This is a genomic window from Streptomyces africanus (assembly GCF_002150735.1).
Classification (GTDB): domain Bacteria; phylum Actinomycetota; class Actinomycetes; order Streptomycetales; family Streptomycetaceae; genus Streptomyces; species Streptomyces africanus.
The window spans coordinates 1-707 of sequence record NZ_MUKA01000117.1; the positions used below are offsets into that span (position 1 = coordinate 1).

3 protein-coding genes are annotated in these 707 nt (G+C 71.4%); 2 read left to right on the top strand and 1 reads right to left on the bottom strand.

Features of this window, described 5'->3' with window-relative positions; genetic code table 11:
• A partial coding sequence (locus CCL05_RS47490; RefSeq protein WP_167409573.1) for a response regulator transcription factor occupies positions 1 to 118 on the top strand: 118 nt, incomplete at its 5' end.
• A 49-nt stretch (positions 119 to 167) separates the two neighbouring features.
• A complete protein-coding gene (locus tag CCL05_RS17350) occupies positions 168 to 365 on the top strand; it encodes a DUF6191 domain-containing protein (protein WP_086561417.1) in 198 nt (65 codons plus the stop codon).
• Between the two features lie 7 nt (positions 366 to 372).
• Here CCL05_RS17350 and CCL05_RS17355 read toward each other — a convergent pair.
• Positions 373 to 707, bottom strand: a 335-nt coding sequence (locus CCL05_RS17355; RefSeq protein ID WP_143589902.1) for a PQQ-dependent sugar dehydrogenase, incomplete at its 5' end; no start/stop codon positions are given.

Here is a 707-nt window from a genome sequence, read left to right on the forward strand (position 1 = left end):
CCACGTCTCCAACATCCTGGCGAAGCTCGGCGTCTCCGGGCGCGGCGAGGCGGCGGCGGTGGCGCACCGGCTGGGGCTGTTCCCGGCCGAATCCGTCATGCCCGGCCCGGCAGGCTGAGGTATACGCTGTAAAGGACATCGGGGGTGTCGCGGCCCAGGGAGGCTCCGTGTTCAACATGTTCGAGGAACTGTTCGCACCCGGCCGCAAACACACCCGAGACGAACAGAACCGCTTGGAGCTGACCCGGCAGGACACCGGGGACGCCGATCCCGGACGCGGGCCGATAGACCTGTCGTCCGGAAAGGTCGTCGTACGCCCGCCGCAGGAGCCGGAGGACGAGAACGCCGAAGACTCCGAGGACTGAGCTCGGGCTAGGTCACCCGCAGTTCCAGGATCCGGTCGTCCCCGTCCTTGGGACTGCCCCGGCCGTCGGTGTTGCTGGTGACGAGCCACAGCCGGTCGCCGCCCGCCGCGACCACCGTGCGCAGTCGGCCGTACTCGCCCTCCAGGAACGCCTGCGGCTCCGCCGAGGCCGCCGTGCCGTTCAGCGGGATGCGCCACAGCCGCTTGCCGCGCAGGCCCGCCATCCAGACCGACCCCTCGGCGTAGGCGATGCCGCTGGGCGAGGCCTCGGCCGTGGACCACTGGTCGACCGGGTTGTGGAACCCCGAGTCGCCGGACCTGCCCTCGGCCTCCGGCCAGCCGT